Genomic DNA, 15,714 nt, shown 5'->3' on the forward strand with positions numbered 1-15,714 from the left:
CCTGCATGAAGCCTCAGGTAGAATCGATGCGTGCTGCTGGTTGTCACGGCGAGTCACAAGACCGCCTCCTTCGAATTGCTCGAACGCCTGAGCCGCACCCCCGACGACGTCGCCTCCACTGTGGTGGACATGGCGTCCTGCGTGCAGGGTGCGGTCGTTCTTGCTACCTGCAACCGCTTCGAGGCCTACGTCGAGATGGACGAGCCGGTCACCGCCGCGGGTGCGATCGGTGTCGAGGCGGTGCTCGAAGCCGTCGAATCCTCGACCGGCATCAGCACGGCGGAACTCGACGGCGCCTACGAGGTGCACTCCGGTCGCCGGGTCGCGGAGCATCTCTTCTCGGTCGCCTCGGGCCTCGAATCCGTCGTCTCCGGCGAAGGCGAGATCGCAGGGCAGGTGCGCCGCGCGCTGAAGTCCGCTCGCAAGGAGGGCACCACCTCACCCGAGCTCGAGCGCCTCTTCCAGCGCGCGAGCCAGGCGCAGCGCAAGGTCAAGAACGTCACGGCCCTCGGCCGTGCCGGGCGGTCTCTCGTGCGCCTCGCCCTCGAACTCGCCGACAGCCGTATCGCCGACTGGTCGACCGAGCGCGTGCTGCTCGTCGGCACCGGCGCCTACGCCGCGGTCACGCTCGCGACGCTCCGCGAGCGCGGGGCCGTCAACATCTCGGTCTACTCACCCTCTGGCCGCGCCGAGAAGTTCGCCGCGAAACACGGCATCCGCCCGGTCGCCGCCGAGGACTACGCCCGCGTCGCCTCACGCTCGAGCCTGCTGATCACCTGCACAGCCGCCACCGAACCGGTGCTGACCCCTGAGCACCTGCAGGCGCCGACCGGCATCGCCCCCGAGGGATGCCCCGTCGCGTCGCACAGCCAGATGGTCGTCGACCTCGGCATGCCCCGCAACGTCGACCCCGCGGTCGCGGCACTCGAAGGCGTCGCGCTGCTCGACCTCGAGACCATCAGCCTGCACGCCCCGCTCGAAGAGCTGCAGGCGACGGATGCCGCCCGCACCGTCGTGCGCGAAGCCGCCGACACCTTCCACGTCGTCGGCAGCCGCCAGAGCGTCACCCCCTCGGTCGTCGCCCTGCGCTCGCACATGTTCGCGCTGCTGGAGGCCGAGATCGGCCGCGCCCGCGCGCGCGGCGATGAAGACGGCAAGGTCGAGCAGGCGCTTCGCCACCTCACCGGCGTTCTGCTGCACACGCCGACCACGCGCGCGCACGAGCTCGCGGCCGCCGGACAGGCCGACGAGTTCGCCGCCGCGCTCTCGACGCTCTACGGCATCCAGCCGGTCGAGCCTGCGCAGTCGTCCGACGCGGACACCGCCGCGACCGCCTGAGTCGCGACCCCTTCTGCACAACCAGTCTCGACGGAGATATCTCCCCCGACGCTGGCACTCTCCCCTCAGATTCCTCCGCCGCGTCGCGCGTGCTTCATATCGTCGAACCATGACAAAGCCCATCCCCGGACGCAGACTGGGAGGATGCTCGTGGATCCCGATGTGATCAGCATCATCATCGCCCTCTTCGCCTTCAGCGCGACCGTGCTCGGCGGCGTCTCCAGGATGCTCGCCAAGCAATCGCGCGGCCTCGACGTGCGATTCGACAGGATCGATGAACGGTTCGCGAAGGTCGAAGGCGACATCGCCGAGCTCCGCACCGAACTCAAGGGCGACATCGCCGAGCTCCGGGTCGAACTCAAGGGCGACATCGCCGAGCTCCGCACCGAACTCAAGGGCGACATCGCCGAGCTCCGGGTCGAACTCAAGACGGAGATCGCGGGCGTCAAGACGGAGCTCAAGACCGACATCGCCGACGTTCGGGTGTCGATCGCACGTCTCGAAGGCCCTCTTCCGAAACTGCAGCGCATCTGACTCCACGTGCCGGGGCGGGGCGCGGTACCGACCGGGATGCCAGACTGGAGACATGGCCCTTCACATCACCGGAGACACCGCCGCAGACGCCCTGCTGACAGACAACCCGCTCGCCCTGCTGGTCGGGATGCTTCTGGATCAGCAGGTTCCGATGGAGACCGCGTTCGCCGGTCCGCTCAAGATCGAGCAGCGCACCGGAGCCACGGATGCATCCACCATCGCCGGCATGGACCCCGACGAGTTCCTCGAGGCGTTCAAGACCACCCCCGCGGTCCACCGGTTCCCTGGGTCGATGGCCGCCCGGGTGCAGACGCTGTGTCAGGATCTCGTCGATCAGTGGGGCGGAGACGCGTCGGCGATCTGGACGGACGGGGACCCCTCCGGTACAGAGGTCCTGAAGCGGCTCAAGGCCCTCCCGGGGTTCGGCGAGCAGAAGGCCAAGATCTTCCTCGCGCTGCTCGGCAAGCAGTACGGTTTCACGGGCGCCGGCTGGCGGGAGGCCGCCGGCGACTACGGCGTCGAGGGCTCGTACCGCAGCGTCGCCGACATCGTGTCGCCCGAGTCGCTGACCAAGGTGCGCGAGCACAAGAAGGCCATGAAGGCAGCGGCGAAGGCGAAGGCATGAAGCCCACCGGCGATGACGTCGCAGGACTCATCGCCCGTTCCAGCCCCGCGATCCGTCGTCGGGATGCCGAGACGCTGACCGCGCTGATGCAGGAGATCACCGGTCGCGACCCGCAGACGTGGGGCACGATCATCGGCTTCGGCAGCTGCCACTACCGGTACCCGACGGGCACCGAGGGCGACAGCGGACTGCTCGGCTTCGCGCCCCGCAAGGCGTCGACCACGATCTACCTGTTCGACGGCGTCGACGCCCACGCAGATGCGCTCGCGGCTCTCGGTCCGCACACCACCGGCGTCGGATGCCTGTACATCAAGGACCTGGAACAGGTCGATCTCGACGTGCTCCGCGGCATCCTCGAGCGCTCGCTCGCCTGGGTCGAAGCGGGCGGCACGGATCAGGTACAGCTCACCGTCACAGGCTGATCCGTTCGCGGGGCCCGTCAGCGGAGCACCTCGACCAGCGCCACCCACGAGACCACGATCGCCGACACGATCGCGAGCAGAGCTGCCACGAGCGTCACACTGCCGAGCCAGAGCCCGTCGATGCCGGGCACGAGACCCAGCGCCGATACCGCGAGCAGGAGCGCCGCGATCCCCGCGAGCAGCCGCGCGGTGAGGGTACGCGACTTCACGATCTCGCCGATGTTGACGCTCGCGGCCACGATCACGAGACCGGCGAGAGCAGCCGTCGCGCCCGCCATCGCTACGTTGAACTCGCTCCAGTCTTCGATCATGGGGTCAGCATAGAAGAACTCGATCGCCGCCTACAGGGCTCAGCTGCCGGATCACGGGGATCCGGCAGCTGACTCCTCACGCGCCCTTGAGGCGATCGGCGAGGTACTGGTGCAGTTCGTCGATCGAGACGCGCTCCTGCGCCATGGTGTCGCGGTCGCGCACGGTGACGGCGCGATCGTCGAGCGAGTCGAAGTCGATCGTGACGCAGAACGGCGTGCCGATCTCGTCCTGTCGACGGTAGCGGCGACCGATCGCACCCGCGTCGTCGAAGTCGACGGCCCACGAGCTGCGCAGCGTGTCCGCGACCTCGCGTGCCAGCGGCGACAGTCGCTCGTTGCGGCTCAGCGGCAGCACGGCGGCCTTGACCGGTGCGAGACGCGGGTCGAGCTTGAGCACCGTGCGGACGTCGGTGCCGCCCTTGGCGTTGGGCACCTCCTCTTCGCGGTACGCGTCGACGAGGAACGCCATCATGGCGCGTGTGAGGCCGAACGACGGCTCGATCACGTACGGCGTGTAGCGGTCGCCCGTCGCCTGGTCGAAGTAGGTCAGGCTCTGGCCGGAGGCCTCGCTGTGGCTCGACAGGTCGTAGTCCGTGCGGTTGGCGACGCCCATGAGCTCGCCCCACTCCTTGCCAGTGAAGCCGAAACGGTACTCGACGTCGATGGTGCCGGCGGAGTAGTGCGCCCGGTCGTCTTCGGGCACGTCGAACTGACGCATGTTCTCGGGATCGATCCCCAGATCGATGAACCAGTTCCAGCACGCCTCGACCCAGTGCTCGAACCACTCCTGCGCCTCGGCGGGCGGCGTGAAGAACTCGATCTCCATCTGCTCGAACTCGCGCGTGCGGAAGATGAAGTTACCGGGGGTGATCTCGTTGCGGAACGCCTTGCCGACCTGTCCGATGCCGAACGGCGGCTTCTTGCGGCTGGCGGTGAGGACGTTCGAGAAGTTCACGAAGATGCCCTGCGCCGTCTCGGGACGCAGGAAGTGCAGGCCGGACTCGTCGTCGACGACTCCGAGATAGGTCTTGACGAGGCCGGAGAAGGACTTCGGCTCGGTGTACTGGCCCTTGGTGCCGCAGTTGGGGCACGGCACGTCGGCGAGGCCGTTCTCAGCCTTGCGGCCCTTGCGGGCCTCGAAGTCCTCGATGAGGTTGTCGGCACGGAAGCGCTTGTGACAGCTCAGGCACTCGACCAGAGGGTCGGTGAAGGTGGCGACGTGACCCGACGCCTCCCACACGCGCTTGGGCAGGATGATGCTGGAGTCGAGGCCCACCATGTCGCCGCGGCCGCGCACGAACGTCTGCCACCACTGGCGGCGGATGTTCTCCTTGAGCTCCGTGCCGAGGGGCCCGTAGTCCCACGCGGACCGCGAACCGCCGTAGATCTCACCCGCCTGGAAGACGAACCCGCGGTGGCGGGCAAGGGCGATGACCTTGTCAAGACGGGACTGTTCGGCCACGGTGGCTCCAATGGTCGGCGGTGGGAAAGCCCGTGATCACGGGCACATCAATCCTATCCGCGACCGGTTCGCTGCAGCACCGGGCCTCGGCCCCTCACGCCGTGAAGAGGTAGCCCTTGTCGACGTCGAATCCCGCGAGCGTCAGGCCGCTGCCCAGCAGGCCCTCCATCTGCGCGCGAAGGCGGGTGCGCCACTCATGTGCGGCATCCGGATCCTCCACACGGATCGTCTCGATGTCAGACGGGATCTCGAGCGTCTCCACCACCGCATCGGATTCCGGGGACTTCGCGATGTCGGCGAGCGCCCATTCGACGTCGAGCCGGTCGCTCTCGTCTCCGGCATCCCCGCCGCCGAAGATGCCGTAGCGGTTGACCGAGTACCCGGTCACGCGTGCACCGAGAACGGTGAGGAAGAAGTGCGCGTTGCGTGCGACCAGCGGATCGAATGTCCAGGTGATGCGGCCGACGTCCCGCGAGAACGCCCACTGGCGCTGGTGCTCCTTGAGCTCCCGCCCCCACCCGCGTCCGCGGTACTCGGGCAGCAGCGCCGTGATGTGGGAGTGCATCGCCCTCCGGCCCGGAGCGCCGAAGAAGGCGATCGATGCACCGACCATGCGCTCCTCCCCACCCTCGACGTCGAAGAGTCCGACGACGTAGTTGCCCGACTGCTGCAGGGCGCGCAGGGTTCCCGCGTCGATGACTCGCTCGGGTCCACGGATGGAGTCGAGCAGGCTCTGCGCGTCGATGATGAGTTCTACGGTGTCCAGATCACGGATGGTTCGCACGCCACCAGTCTGCCCCTCCGGTCGCTGTTTTCGGAATCGCGCGACGCGAATGGTCTGGGATGCGCGCGCTGACGGGGCGTACCGTGGGGGGATGGCATCCAGCGACACCACAGCCGAGAAGTCCGACACCCGGTTCTTCGGGCAGCCCTGGGCACTCGTCCACATCTTCGGCGTCGAGATGTGGGAGCGCTTCAGCTTCTACGGCATGCAGGGCATCCTGCTCATCTACCTGTACTTCTCGGTCAGCGAGGGCGGCCTCGGCCTGTCGCAGGCCGTCGCCGGTGGCATCGTCGGCGCCTACGGCGGGTCGGTCTACCTCTCCACCATCCTCGGCGCCTGGATCGCCGACCGGATGCTGGGCTCGGAGCGCGTGCTGTTCCTCAGCGCCATCGTGATCGTCGCCGGGCATGTGGCTCTGGCACTCCTTCCCGGCTTCATCGGCGTGGGCGTCGGCCTCGTGCTGGTCGCCCTCGGCTCCGGCGGCCTCAAGGCGAACGCGACCTCGGTGGTCGGCACGCTCTACAGCGCAGACGACACCCGCCGCGATGCCGGCTTCTCCCTCTTCTACCTCGGCATCAACCTCGGCGCCTTCCTCGGCCCGATCCTGACCGGCATCCTGCAGTCGTCCCTCGGATTCCACTACGGCTTCGGGCTCGCCGCGATCGGCATGACGCTCGGACTCGTGCAGTACTCGTTCGGTCGCCGCGCCCTGCCAGACGAGGCCCGGCGTGTGCCCAACCCGCTCCCCTCCTCGCGGTACCCGCTGGTGGCGATCGTCGCGCTGGCCGCGATCGCCCTGATCGTCGTGCTCGTGCTCGTCGGCGTCATCAAGGCGGACAACCTGTCGACCATCGTGATCATCGGCACGATCGTCGCCGCCGTCGCCTACTTCGCGGTGATCCTCAGCAGCCGTCGCATCGACGGCACCGAGCGCTCGCGGGTGTGGGGCTTCCTGCCGCTGTTCATCACGAGCGTCGCGTTCTGGTCGCTGTACCAGCAGCAGTTCACCGTGCTCACGGTCTATTCGGACGAGCGCCTCGACCGCAACATCTTCGGATTCGAGATGCCGGTCTCATGGGTGCAGTCGATCAACCCGGTGTTCATCATCATCCTGTCGGGCGTCTTCGCGGCGATCTGGACGCGCCTCGGAACCCGCCAGCCGTCGACCCCGGTGAAGTTCGCGCTCGGCGCGATCATCATGGGCGCAGCCTTCCTGCTCTTCCTGCCGTTCGCCGGTGGTGGCGCGAACTCCACTCCGCTGCTCGCGATCGTCGGCATCCTGTTCGTGTTCACGGTCGCCGAGCTGCTGATCTCTCCGGTCGGCCTGTCGGTGACGACGAAACTCGCACCCAAGGTGTTCCACACGCAGATGGTCGCTCTGTTCTTCCTGTCGATCGCCCTCGGCACCGCGATCTCAGGCTGGCTCGTGCGGTTCTACGATCCGAAGAACGAGGTCCCCTACTTCTCGATCCTCGGCGGCATCGCGATCGTGGTCGGCCTGGGGCTGCTCTTCGCCGTGAAGCCGGTGCTGCGGCTCATGAAGGGCGTGCACTGAGGGGACTGCGGGGCTGAAGGGCGTTCCGGTTCTGGCGACGCTGTTCGGGTCACGCGATGCGGGCGCCCCGCGCCTCGGGTGTCCGGGACGCCGATAGCCTGAAGGGATGGGAGAGAACGAAGATCGCGCGCGCAGAAGACTCTCCCGAACACCTCCGAAGTGGGCGATCGTCGCGGTCCTGGCGTTCGCCGGACTCTGCTCGTCGTTCATGTTCACGCTGGTCGTGCCGCTGCAGGCCGAACTGCCGAGGCTTCTGAACGCGTCCCGCGAGGACACCACCTGGGTCGTCACGATCACGCTGCTGGTCGCGGCCGTCGCCACGCCGATCTCGGGCCGCCTCGGTGACATGTACGGCAAGCGCCGGGTGGTGATCGTGCTGCTCGGACTGCTCATCGTCGGCTCCCTGATCGCCGCACTCTCCGGCTCGATCGTGGGCGTCATCATCGGGCGCGCGCTGCAGGGCGCCGTCACCGGCGTGGTCCCGCTCGGGATCGCGATCATGCGCGACGTGCTCCCTCCTGAACGTCTCGGCACGGCGGTCGCCCTGATGAGCGCCACGATGGGCGTCGGCGGTGCAATCGGGATGCCGGTGGCCGCCCTCCTCGCCGAGAACGCCGACTGGCACTGGCTGTTCTGGCTCGCCGCCGGGCTCGGTGTCGTCGGCCTCGCGCTCGTGCTCCTCGTGGTCCCCGAGGACGTGCTGCGCTTCCCCGGCCGCCTCGACGTGCTCGGCGCGATCGGTCTCGCGATCGGCCTCACCGGCATCCTGCTGTTCGTCTCGCGGGGAGCCGAGTGGGGCTGGACCGCTCCGCTGACGCTCACGTGCATCATCGGCGGAGTCGGCGTGCTGCTGATCTGGGGCTGGTACCAGCTGCGCACGAAGGATCCGCTGCTCGACCTGCGCGTCGCCGCGCGACCTGCCGTGCTGTTCACGAACATCGCCGCGATCGGCATGGGGTTCGCCCTGTTCGCCTCGAACGTGACGTTCCCGCAGCTGCTCGAGGGTCCCGCCGCCTCAGGCGCCGGCTTCGGACTCGACATGGTGTCGGCCTCGCTCATCATCATGCCCGCGGGGCTCGTGATGATGGTCATCTCGCCGCTGTCGGGCTGGCTCGAGCGCGCCGTCGGACCCCGTCCCCTGTTCACGGTCGGCGCCGGGGCGATCGTGCTCGCCTACGTGTTCGTGCTGCTGTGGTCGAGCGAGGTCTGGCACATCCTGGTCGGCAACCTGCTGATCGGCGTCGGCATCGGGTTCACCTTCGCCGCCATGCCGATGATCATCATGCGATCGGTGCCGGCGAACGAGACAGGTGCCTCGAACGGCTTGAATGCGCTCTTCCGCTCGGTCGGCACCTCCAGCGCCTCGGCCGTGATGGGCGGAGTGCTCGCGGCCATGAGCATCGACGTCGGAGGTGTCTCCGTCCCGAGCAGGGCCGCGTTCGACGTGTGCTTCTGGCTGGCGATCGCCGCCGGCATCGTCGCGCTGGTGCTGTCGCTCTTCATCCCGCGCCAGCGCGCTTCCGAGCAGCATCCGTCGTTCCCCGGATAGGCGTCGGGCTGACCGTGATCAGATCACGCGCGGATCGGGATCGGTGTCCGTCGGCGGTCGCAACCGCGCCGGGATCGGCCATTCGAGCACGTACTGGTGCGCCGGTGGACGGGTGACGTCGCCGAAGTCGTCGATCTTCACCACGATGCGCCCGGGAGCGCCGTCTTCATCGGGAGTGACCTCGAGGATGCGCACGCGAAGCGGGCGCTCCGCCTCGCCCTCGAGCATCCACGGGTCCGCGAGCCACGCGATCCCACGTGCCTCGAGCGCGGCCTCGGCATCGAGCCACTCCGTGGGAGCGGATGCCGGGCGACCGAGCACGTCGACCGCCACCCATTCGTCGCCCTCCGGGTGGATCCAACCGAGCAGCTCGCGATCGTCGCGGCGATGCGGGGTCCAGTCGGGGCGGGGCATGCTTCGAGGCTAGCGAGCGCGGCGTCGCATCCGATAGTCGGGGCGGACTCAGTGCGTGTACTCCATGAGTTCGACACCGAGCACACGGAAGGCATCGTGGGCGCGCAGCCGATGCGTGATCGACAGGTCATCGAAGCACACGATCAGCGAGTAGGCGACACCTGCGCGAGGACCGGCGAGCACGCCGGCCTCGGCCCGCACGCCGCGGTCGCGCCCGGTCTTGTTGATGAACAGCAGTCCGTGGGCGTCGTGGTCGTGTGCGAACGGGTCGAGCCCCGTCGACGCAGCGACGAGGCTGAGATCCTGATTCAGGCTGAGCCACTCCGACACCTGAGCGCTCACCGAGGCGCCGACCACCTGCGAGTTCACGAGTGCCGAGAAGAGTCCCGCGAGCTCGCGCGCGGATCCGACGGCCACCTGAGGCGCGTCATCGGGGCCGCGCTCATCGCGGAACCGGTCGAGCAGTGCCGTGCGGCGAAGCCCCAGGGTCTCGATGCGCTCGCGCACACGGTCGTGGCCGACCCGCTGCAGCAGCGCGTTGACCGCGATCGGATCTCCGGCCGTCGCCGCGAGCACGGCGAGGTCTTCGAGCGGGAGCGCCGGAGCGTGCAGGTGCCGCCACAGCCCCGAACTCGAGACGGACTCCACGGCGCTGCGTTCGACGATCTCGAGCGGGTCGAGGGTTCCCGCCTCGAACGCCGAGGCGACCTCGATCAGCAGGGGGACTACGCCGAGGCCTGCGATCGGCATCGTGACATGGTCGTCGCCCGAGAGCACGTGCACGTGACTGTCGAGATCGACGACGTGCACCGAAACCTGCGCGCCGGAATCGGCCAGCTGCTCGAGCGCCTGCAATGTCGAGGTGAACGAGCGCCGCCCGGCGGCGGCACGACGCGGCAAGCGGCGGCTGGTCCGCTGAGAGCGGCGCAGCGAGGCCAGTGACGGCCCTTCGACAGGCTCGGGAGCACCCACGCGTGATCCTTAAAAGGGGGGTTGGATTGGCGGGATGCTGCAGGGTTCATCCCCCGCAGCATCGATATCGTAACCCCCTCAGGTGAGGATGCCCTACAGACTCCGACGTTTGGTCATCAGATCGTCATGCAGGAGAAAGCAGAGCATCCTCGGGACCCGATTCGGCTACGACGGACGACTCACCAGATCGTGACGCGCGAGTCCTGGGGCAGCCAGAGCGCGTCGGACTCCGCGACGTCGAAGGCCTCGTAGAAGGCGTCGATGTTGCGGACGATCTGATTGCAACGGAACTCGTTGGGCGAGTGCGGGTCGATCGTCAGGAGTCGCAGCGTCTCGGCGTCGCGGCTCTTCTGCTGCCACACCTGCGCCCACGACAGCAGCAGTCGCTGCACGCCCGTGTATCCGTCGATGACCGGAGCCTCTGCCCCGTCGAGCGAGAGCTCGTAGGCCTTCAGAGCGATGCCGAGCCCGCCGAGGTCGCCGATGTTCTCACCGATCGTGAGGGCGCCGTTGACGTGGTGCGCGGCGTCGAGCCCCTCGGGGACCAGCTCGTCGTACTGCGCGATGAGGGCCTTCGTGCGCTCCTCGAACGCCGAACGGTCGGCATCCGTCCACCAGTCCTCGAGCTTGCCCGCGCCGTCGTAGCGGCTGCCCTGGTCGTCGAAGCCGTGGCCGATCTCGTGCCCGATGACCGCGCCGATGCCGCCGTAGTTCGCGGCGGCATCGCGCGAGACATCGAAGAACGGGTACTGCAGGATCGCCGCCGGGAAGACGATCTCGTTCATCGACGGGTTGTAGTAGGCGTTGACCATCTGCGGAGGCATGTGCCACTCGTCACGGTCGATCGGTGTGCCGACCTTCGCGACGTTGCGGTCGTGCTCGAAGATCGCCGCGCGTCGCACATTGCCGAACAGGTCGTCGCGGTCGATCACGAGGCTCGAGTAGTCGCGCCAGACCGTGGGGTGACCGATCTTCGGCGTGAACGAGTCGAGCTTCGCGAGCGCGCGCTCGCGGGTCTCGGCCGTCATCCACTCGAGGTCGGTGATGCTCCGGCGATACGCCTCGATGAGGTTGTCGACGAGCTCGTCCATCGCGGCCTTCGCCGTCGGCGGGTAGTGACGCTCGACGTAGACCTTGCCGATCGCCTCGCTCAGCGCGCTCTCGGTGACCGAGACGCCGCGCTTCCAGCGCTCGCGGATCGTCGGGACGCCGGTGAGTTCGGTGCCGTAGAAGGAGAAGTTCTCCTGAACGAAGTCGTCGGTGAGGTAGGGAGCTGCGGCGTGCACGACCTGCGCGCGGAGCCACGCCTTCCAGTCGTCGAGGCGCTCGGCGACGAGCAGCGTGCCGAGGCCCTCGAGGAAGCTCGGCTGCGACACGACGATCTCGGAGAACGCCTCGGGGTGCTCGGGGGCGACGGCGTCGCGCCACGGCTCGAGGTCGACGCCCGCGAGCTCCTGGAGCTCGGCCCAGGACTTGAGGTTGTACGTGGCGACGGCGTCGCGGCTCTTCACGTTGTCCCAGTGATGACCGGCGAGCTCGGTCTCGAGCGCGATCGCACGGTCGGCGGTGGCCGCTGCATCCGAGATGCCGGCGAGGGACAGCAGGCGCTCGAGGTGGGCGCGGTAGGCAGCACGCGTCTCGGCGAACGTGTCGAGGCGGAAGTAGCTCTCGTCGGGGAGCGAGAGGCCCGACTGCACGACGACGGGGAGGTAGCGCTCGGGATTCCCGGGGTCGCCGTCGACGTAGAAGCCGATCAGGTGCGCTCGGCCGTCGCGGTCGTAGGCGCCGACCGTGCGGAGGAAGGCCGGAACGCTGTCGATGGAGTCGATCTCTGCGAGCGTCTCGGCGAGCGGCGTGACACCGGCGGCGGCGATGCGGTCGGTGTCCATGAAGCTGGCGAACAGGTCGCCGATCTTGCGGGCGAGAGTGCCGTCCTCAGCATCCTGCGACTCTTCGATGATCGCCCGGACGTCTTTCTCGGCCTGCTCCGCGAGCAGGTGGAACGACCCCCAGCGCGCTTTGTCGCCGGGGATCTCTGTGCGCGCGAGCCACGCACCGTTGACGTGACGATAGAGGTCGTCCTGCGGGCGGATGTCGGAGCTGAACTCGGAGGTCTCAAGGCCAGAGGGAAGCACGTCGGTCATGCGAACAGCCTATGCGTCGCTCCGACATTCGGGCGGAATCGGTCACGCCCCGCGACGGATGCCGAACCGCCGACGCCGCGGCCGCTCCGGCGCCTCCGCGGCGCCCGCGGCGCGGGCGTCGAGTCTCGCCGCCCGCCTGTCGGCCCAGGCCGCGACCTCGACGTCGATGTCGCGCGTCTCCGTGACCACGGGCGGGCCGCCCTGCAGTTGACGGCGAGCCTCGATGACGCGCCTGTTAAAGTCCACGAGCACGTCGCGCACGTCGGCCTCGCGACCCAGCAGGTCGAGCTGCTCGTCGAGCTCGCGGTCCTCGGTGCGCAGCAGGATGGCCGGCGGGCCGAGCCCCGTGAGATTCTCCTGCTCGATCTTGCGCCGGATCCACCAGTCCGGATCGTGGTGCGTGCCGAGTCCTTCGAGGGGCTTGCCCGCACCGGGCAGATCATCGAAGTCGCCCCGGCGGATCGCGACCTGGATCGCCGTCTCGATGAACGCGGCCCGATCGGTCGCGGCGGCGATCCCGGGAGCGGTGCCGGACTCGGCATCCTCCTCCGAGCTCTCGCTCTGCTGTCGCGCGCGATATCGCGCCGCGGCCTCGCGTGGATCCGTCATGGTGCACCTCCCGTGCCATCCGGGTGCTCCCAGCGTACGACCGGAACGGCGCAGCGGGCACTGTCGGCACCAGCCCATAGGCTCGGAGGATGACCGAGCGCACCCTCAATCGCGAGATCCTGCGCCTCGCCGTCCCCGCGCTCGGCGCTCTGATCGCAGAGCCCGCTTTCCTCATCGTCGACGCCGCTCTCGTCGGGCACCTCGGCACGACCCCGCTCGCCGGCCTCGGCATCGCCGGCGCCGTGCTGCAGACGATCGTCGGCCTCATGGTCTTCCTCGCCTACTCGACCACCCCCGCGGTGGCTCGACTCTTCGGCGCCGGAAGACCGGGTGAAGCCGTCTCGGTCGGCATCAACGGCATGTGGCTCGCGCTCGCGCTCGGAGCCGTGCTCGCCGCGGCGGGCGCAGCATCCTCCCCCTGGCTCGTGTCGCTGTTCGGTGCGAGCGAGGCCGTGGCCGCCCAGGCGAACGACTACCTCGTCGTCTCGATGTGGGGCCTCCCCGCCATGCTGATCGTCTTCGCGGCGACCGGACTGCTGCGCGGGATGCAGGACACCATGACACCGCTGTGGATCGCCGGTCTCGGTTTCGGCGCGAACGCACTGCTCAACGTCGTGTTCATCTACGGCCTCGACTGGGGTATCGCCGGTTCCGCAGCCGGCACCGTCGTCGCGCAGTGGGGGATGGTCGGCGCCTACGTGCTGGTGATCCGCCGTCTCGCCGCGAAGCACGACGCCTCGCTGCACGCACGCAGAGAGGGCATGGGCAGCACCGCACGGTCAGGAGGCTGGCTGTTCCTGCGCACGGTGAGCCTGCGGGCGGCTCTCCTCGTGACCGTCGCCGTGGCCACGGGCATCGGAACGGACGAGCTCGCCGGCTGGCAGATCGTGTTCACGATCTTCTCGGCGGCGGCCTTCGCGCTCGATGCCCTGGCTATCGCCGCGCAGGCACTGATCGGCAAGGAGCTCGGCGCGGGCGACGAACGGCAGGTGCACCGGGTGCTCAGACGCACGGTCGCCTGGGGCGCGTGGTTCGGCGTCGCGGTCGGGGCGCTCATCGCGGCACTTTCGGGTGTGCTCGGCATCGTGTTCACGGGCGACCCGTCGATCGCAACGCTCGTGCAGCCGGCGCTCCTCGTTCTCGCCGTCGCCCAGCCGATCGCGGGCGTCGTCTTCGTGCTCGACGGAGTGCTCATGGGCGCGAACGATGCCCGCTACCTGGCGCTCGCGGGCGCACTCAACCTCCTGCCCTTCCTGCCCGCGCTCTGGATCATCGCCGCGACCGGGGTCGACGGCGCGGCCGGCCTCATCTGGCTCGCCGTCGCGTTCTTCGGCGTCTACCTGCTCGCGCGACTCGGCACTCTCGGCTGGCGCGTGCGATCCGGACGCTGGATGACTGCGGGGGCCTAGGCCTGCACGATCGTCGCAGATCCGGAGTTCTGCACGTATCCCGGAATCTCGCCAACTCCCGCGCTCCGGCCCTGGCATTCTCATCACGAGCGAACGAGAATCGGAGCGTGCTGACCATGAACGAACCGCAGGTGTGGGTGCTGATCGGCGTCTTCGCCGCATCGATGTTCGGCATGATCACTGTCGTGTCGACACTCTTCATCCACGTCGTCAAGGCGGAGATCGGAGGCCTTCGTATCGAGGTTCTCGGCGAGATCCGCGCTCTCGACCGCGACGTGACGGCGCTCTACCGCAACACGTTCGGCATCGACAGAGACTGACCTGTCAGAAGATCAGGCGTTCTCGAGCTCGGCGATCACGATCTTCTTCATGTTCATGAGCGCCTGGATCTGCTCCGGCCGCTGCTGCAGCAGATCGAGGCCCGCCGGCACGACCTGCCAGCTGACCCCGAACCTGTCCTTGCACCAGCCACAGGCCTCGGATTCGGGCACGGCGGAGAGCGCCGCCCAATAGCGATCGATCTCGTCCTGATCCGCACAGCCGATCACGAACGAGATGGACTCGTTGAAGGCGAACTCGGGTCCGCCGTCGAGGCAGCCGAACGGTGTGCCGTTCAGGGTGAACTCCCCGTTGAGCACCTTGCCGCTCATGCCCTCGAAATGTCGATCGAGCGATTCATCGGGGTAGAGCACCACCTGGTCGATCGACGAGTTCGGGAACACCGAGACGTAGTACTCCATCGCCTCCTGCGCCTGACCGTCGAACCAGAGGAACGGGCGGATGGGACTGATCTCTGCCATGGCGGCCTCCTCGGATCGGCACTCACGCTACGCCCGCGTCGGCACCGTGTCGAGGGGATGCTCCGGAGTCAGCCCGCGTACCTCCGGCACCACTCGTACATGATCACGGCGGCGGCCGCGCTCGCGTTGATCGACCGCGTCGAGCCGTACTGGGTGATCTCGATATGGGCGGATGCCGCGGCGAGCGCGGCATCCGAGAGCCCAGGCCCCTCCTGCCCGAACAGCAGCACGCAGGTCTGCGGCAGCTCGGCGCGATCCACGGGCACGGCGCCGTCGACGTTGTCGACGGCGATGATCGGGATGCCTTCGGCCGCCGCCCACGCCGCGAACGTCTCGACGTCCTCGTGGTGCACGACGTGCTGGTACCGGTCGGTGACCATGGCACCGCGCTTGTTCCAGCGGCGGCGGCCGATGATGTGCACGGTATCGGCGAGGAACGCGTTGGCGCTGCGCACGATCGAGCCGATGTTCATGTCGTGCTGCCAGTTCTCGATCGCGACGTGGAACGGATGCCGCTGCGTGTCGAGGTCGGCGACGATCGCCTCCATCCGCCAATAGCGATAGCGATCGATCACGTTGCGCGTGTCACCCGTCGCGAGCAGCTCGGGGTCGTACTGCTCCCCCTCCGGCCATTCCGACTCTCCGCCGGGCCACGGTCCCACCCCGTATCCGGGCTGCGCCGACGATCCGCCTGTCTCCGCTGCTGCCGCGGGCGCCTGCTCTTCCATTCCGTCAGGCTATCCGCCGCACGACAGACGGCATATTTCGGCGTGCCTAAAATTCCGC

At 68.3% G+C, this 15,714-nt stretch carries 17 protein-coding genes; 8 read left to right on the forward strand and 9 right to left on the reverse strand.

Going from position 1 to position 15,714, the window contains the following annotated elements:
- Positions 1 to 30 precede the first annotated feature (30 nt).
- The 4 genes from OD997_RS10950 to OD997_RS10965 all read left to right on the forward strand — a co-directional run bounded on the left by OD997_RS10950 (position 31) and on the right by OD997_RS10965 (position 2,919).
- Complete coding sequence (locus OD997_RS10950; protein WP_434331595.1) at positions 31 to 1,338, forward strand: glutamyl-tRNA reductase; 1,308 nt, start codon at positions 31 to 33, stop codon at positions 1,336 to 1,338.
- A gap of 144 nt (positions 1,339 to 1,482) precedes the next feature.
- The gene (locus tag OD997_RS10955; protein ID WP_434331596.1) at positions 1,483 to 1,872 is read left to right on the forward strand and encodes a hypothetical protein; all 390 of its coding nucleotides are present in this window, start codon (positions 1,483 to 1,485) and stop codon (positions 1,870 to 1,872) included.
- A 52-nt stretch (positions 1,873 to 1,924) separates the two neighbouring features.
- Entirely contained in the window at positions 1,925 to 2,497 is a 573-nt protein-coding gene (locus OD997_RS10960; protein WP_434331597.1) for an HhH-GPD-type base excision DNA repair protein, read from the forward strand.
- Positions 2,494 to 2,919, forward strand: a complete 426-nt coding sequence (locus tag OD997_RS10965; protein ID WP_434331598.1) for a DUF1801 domain-containing protein — start codon at positions 2,494 to 2,496, stop codon at positions 2,917 to 2,919. The genes OD997_RS10960 and OD997_RS10965 overlap by 4 nt, the downstream gene beginning before the upstream one ends.
- Before the next feature lie 17 nt (positions 2,920 to 2,936).
- Here the strand turns inward: OD997_RS10965 and OD997_RS10970 are convergent, their stop codons facing one another.
- The 3 genes from OD997_RS10970 to OD997_RS10980 form a co-directional block, all read right to left on the reverse strand.
- Positions 2,937 to 3,230: a hypothetical protein gene (locus OD997_RS10970; RefSeq protein WP_434331599.1), complete on the reverse strand. Its 294-nt coding sequence runs from the start codon at positions 3,228 to 3,230 to the stop codon at positions 2,937 to 2,939.
- 76 nt (positions 3,231 to 3,306) lie between these two features.
- On the reverse strand, positions 3,307 to 4,692 hold the full coding sequence (locus OD997_RS10975) for a glycine--tRNA ligase (protein ID WP_056512334.1): 1,386 nt from the start codon (positions 4,690 to 4,692) through the stop codon (positions 3,307 to 3,309).
- A gap of 94 nt (positions 4,693 to 4,786) precedes the next feature.
- Positions 4,787 to 5,476 (reverse strand): GNAT family N-acetyltransferase, encoded by a 690-nt coding sequence (locus tag OD997_RS10980; protein ID WP_434331600.1) that lies wholly within the window; start codon positions 5,474 to 5,476, stop codon positions 4,787 to 4,789.
- Positions 5,477 to 5,567: 91 nt separating this feature from the next.
- On the opposite strand from OD997_RS10980, the gene OD997_RS10985 reads away from it, so the two are divergent.
- Both OD997_RS10985 and OD997_RS10990 read left to right on the forward strand, forming a co-directional pair.
- The gene (locus OD997_RS10985; RefSeq protein ID WP_434331601.1) at positions 5,568 to 7,031 is read left to right on the forward strand and encodes a peptide MFS transporter; all 1,464 of its coding nucleotides are present in this window, start codon (positions 5,568 to 5,570) and stop codon (positions 7,029 to 7,031) included.
- 106 nt (positions 7,032 to 7,137) lie between these two features.
- Complete coding sequence (locus tag OD997_RS10990; RefSeq protein ID WP_434331602.1) at positions 7,138 to 8,580, forward strand: MFS transporter; 1,443 nt, start codon at positions 7,138 to 7,140, stop codon at positions 8,578 to 8,580.
- Positions 8,581 to 8,598: 18 nt separating this feature from the next.
- Here OD997_RS10990 and OD997_RS10995 read toward each other — a convergent pair whose 3' ends face one another.
- From OD997_RS10995 to OD997_RS11010, 4 genes are all read right to left on the reverse strand, one after another.
- On the reverse strand, positions 8,599 to 8,994 hold the full coding sequence (locus OD997_RS10995) for a hypothetical protein (protein ID WP_434331603.1): 396 nt from the start codon (positions 8,992 to 8,994) through the stop codon (positions 8,599 to 8,601).
- A gap of 48 nt (positions 8,995 to 9,042) precedes the next feature.
- Entirely contained in the window at positions 9,043 to 9,966 is a 924-nt protein-coding gene (locus OD997_RS11000) for a serine hydrolase (RefSeq protein WP_056311537.1), read from the reverse strand.
- A gap of 179 nt (positions 9,967 to 10,145) precedes the next feature.
- Positions 10,146 to 12,110: a M13 family metallopeptidase gene (locus OD997_RS11005; RefSeq protein ID WP_434331604.1), complete on the reverse strand. Its 1,965-nt coding sequence runs from the start codon at positions 12,108 to 12,110 to the stop codon at positions 10,146 to 10,148.
- A 42-nt stretch (positions 12,111 to 12,152) separates the two neighbouring features.
- On the reverse strand, positions 12,153 to 12,719 hold the full coding sequence (locus tag OD997_RS11010; RefSeq protein ID WP_434331605.1) for a DUF1992 domain-containing protein: 567 nt from the start codon (positions 12,717 to 12,719) through the stop codon (positions 12,153 to 12,155).
- Positions 12,720 to 12,808: 89 nt separating this feature from the next.
- Between OD997_RS11010 and OD997_RS11015 the strand changes: the two genes are divergently transcribed.
- Together OD997_RS11015 and OD997_RS11020 are read left to right on the forward strand one after the other, a co-directional pair.
- Positions 12,809 to 14,128 carry an MATE family efflux transporter gene (locus OD997_RS11015; protein WP_434331606.1) on the forward strand — a complete coding sequence of 440 codons (1,320 nt, stop codon included), beginning with the start codon at positions 12,809 to 12,811 and terminating at the stop codon, positions 14,126 to 14,128.
- A gap of 116 nt (positions 14,129 to 14,244) precedes the next feature.
- On the forward strand, positions 14,245 to 14,448 hold the full coding sequence (locus tag OD997_RS11020) for a hypothetical protein (RefSeq protein ID WP_434331607.1): 204 nt from the start codon (positions 14,245 to 14,247) through the stop codon (positions 14,446 to 14,448).
- 12 nt (positions 14,449 to 14,460) lie between these two features.
- On the opposite strand, the gene OD997_RS11025 is transcribed toward OD997_RS11020, so the two are convergent.
- The gene (locus tag OD997_RS11025) at positions 14,461 to 14,928 is read right to left on the reverse strand and encodes a VOC family protein (RefSeq protein ID WP_434331608.1); all 468 of its coding nucleotides are present in this window, start codon (positions 14,926 to 14,928) and stop codon (positions 14,461 to 14,463) included.
- Between the two features lie 68 nt (positions 14,929 to 14,996).
- A complete protein-coding gene (locus OD997_RS11030; protein ID WP_434331609.1) occupies positions 14,997 to 15,656 on the reverse strand; it encodes a TrmH family RNA methyltransferase in 660 nt (219 codons plus the stop codon).
- Positions 15,657 to 15,714 lie beyond the last annotated feature (58 nt).

The sequence above is a fragment of the Microbacterium sp. CGR1 genome, from assembly GCF_051062835.1.
In the GTDB taxonomy this organism is placed as follows: domain Bacteria; phylum Actinomycetota; class Actinomycetes; order Actinomycetales; family Microbacteriaceae; genus Microbacterium.

What these genes read in the sequence shown, in the direction of transcription:
- OD997_RS10955 (WP_434331596.1), top strand. Translation starts at nt 1,483, where the DNA reads ATGCTCGTGGATCCCGATGTGATCAGCATCATCATCGCCCTCTTCGCC.
- OD997_RS10960 (WP_434331597.1), top strand. Translation starts at nt 1,925, where the DNA reads ATGGCCCTTCACATCACCGGAGACACCGCCGCAGACGCCCTGCTGACA.
- OD997_RS10965 (WP_434331598.1), top strand. Translation starts at nt 2,494, where the DNA reads ATGAAGCCCACCGGCGATGACGTCGCAGGACTCATCGCCCGTTCCAGC.
- OD997_RS10970 (WP_434331599.1), bottom strand. Translation starts at nt 3,230, where the DNA reads ATGATCGAAGACTGGAGCGAGTTCAACGTAGCGATGGCGGGCGCGACG.
- OD997_RS10985 (WP_434331601.1), top strand. Translation starts at nt 5,568, where the DNA reads ATGGCATCCAGCGACACCACAGCCGAGAAGTCCGACACCCGGTTCTTC.
- OD997_RS10990 (WP_434331602.1), top strand. Translation starts at nt 7,138, where the DNA reads ATGGGAGAGAACGAAGATCGCGCGCGCAGAAGACTCTCCCGAACACCT.
- OD997_RS10995 (WP_434331603.1), bottom strand. Translation starts at nt 8,994, where the DNA reads ATGCCCCGCCCCGACTGGACCCCGCATCGCCGCGACGATCGCGAGCTG.
- OD997_RS11005 (WP_434331604.1), bottom strand. Translation starts at nt 12,110, where the DNA reads ATGACCGACGTGCTTCCCTCTGGCCTTGAGACCTCCGAGTTCAGCTCC.
- OD997_RS11010 (WP_434331605.1), bottom strand. Translation starts at nt 12,719, where the DNA reads ATGACGGATCCACGCGAGGCCGCGGCGCGATATCGCGCGCGACAGCAG.
- OD997_RS11015 (WP_434331606.1), top strand. Translation starts at nt 12,809, where the DNA reads ATGACCGAGCGCACCCTCAATCGCGAGATCCTGCGCCTCGCCGTCCCC.
- OD997_RS11020 (WP_434331607.1), top strand. Translation starts at nt 14,245, where the DNA reads ATGAACGAACCGCAGGTGTGGGTGCTGATCGGCGTCTTCGCCGCATCG.
- OD997_RS11025 (WP_434331608.1), bottom strand. Translation starts at nt 14,928, where the DNA reads ATGGCAGAGATCAGTCCCATCCGCCCGTTCCTCTGGTTCGACGGTCAG.
- OD997_RS11030 (WP_434331609.1), bottom strand. Translation starts at nt 15,656, where the DNA reads ATGGAAGAGCAGGCGCCCGCGGCAGCAGCGGAGACAGGCGGATCGTCG.